The organism is Streptomyces swartbergensis, from assembly GCF_002148965.1.
Classification (GTDB): Bacteria; Actinomycetota; Actinomycetes; order Streptomycetales; family Streptomycetaceae; genus Streptomyces; species Streptomyces swartbergensis.
In genome coordinates this window covers 1-1,021 of the sequence record NZ_NGFN01000745.1, presented here as the reverse complement: position 1 = coordinate 1,021, position 1,021 = coordinate 1, and the positions used below count along the sequence as shown (strand labels likewise).

Sequence of the window (1,021 nt, the reverse complement as noted above, 5' to 3'; positions counted from 1 at the left end):
GGTCTCTTCGGTCATGGTGTCTCACCACCAACTGCGGACCGGGACACGGCACTTGGGGCCGTGACGAGACGCGGTCCGCCTCTTGGCTGAGAGTCGGACCGACAATCCTAAGATCACAACAAATGACCGGAAGTGACCGGAGTCTGATCGAAGATGCTTTTTGGATGCGTTCGCAATGCGGTCACCGTGACCGTTCGCCGAACGTTTCCTTCCGGGCCCTCCAAGCCCTCGTCACGCACTTCCGCGAGCAGTAGACGGCGTTCGACCGCCGGTCCACTCCCGCCACCCAGCTGTCCCCGCACTCGGGGCAGACAGCCCGGCCGACACCGCTCAACTCCGCGGCCACCCGCTTGCGCAGACGCCATTCCCGGCGCCACTGCCTGGCACGACAGGCCGACGAGCAGTACACGGCATCGGGCCGCGCTTCCGGCCTCAGCCGTTCACCGCAGCCCGCACACTGCCGCTCTCCGGCCCGCCAGGCACCCTCGGACACCACGCCAGCGTAGGACCCAAGGCTACTCAGAACGGCGGTTCAGAAACAGGCACTGAGCGCCGTACGGCGGGACGGGGGCCGGTGGCTCAGCCGTCCAGGTCGCCGGTCATCAGCCGGATGCCGAGCGTCCCCTCCAGCCGGCCCAGCAGCTCTTCAGCCCTGCTCACCGCGGCCCTGCGGCTCGCCGCGCGCAGGATGAAGCGGGCGACGGCCTGGCCGGGGGCGACCGCCTCACCCGGGCCGGTCCGGTAGGCGTCGAACCCGATGACCTCCAGGACGTCGGCCTGCCCGTCGAGCGGCGTGAGGCAGGCCGTGCCGAAGAGCCGTCCGCCGTCCCGGGGGACGACCGCGAACACGGCGGTGCAGCCAGTGATCTCGCCGGGGACGTCGACCGGCTCCCCGGTCATGAGCTGCAGTCAGGAGCGGTAGATGTCCTTCCCGGTGGCGTGCCGGTAGGCGTGCGGCAGGCCGCCTCCCATGACCCGCGGGTTGAACTCCACCAGGACCGGCCCGCGTTCGGTCACCATC

General features: G+C 69.8%; 1 protein-coding gene. It reads right to left on the bottom strand.

The genetic code is table 11. The features are described from left to right. Nucleotides 1-579: 579 nt before the first annotated feature. A complete protein-coding gene (locus CA983_RS44055) occupies nucleotides 580-900 on the bottom strand; it encodes a hypothetical protein (RefSeq protein ID WP_086606148.1) in 321 nt (106 codons plus the stop codon). Between the last annotated feature and the right edge of the window lie 121 nt (nucleotides 901-1,021).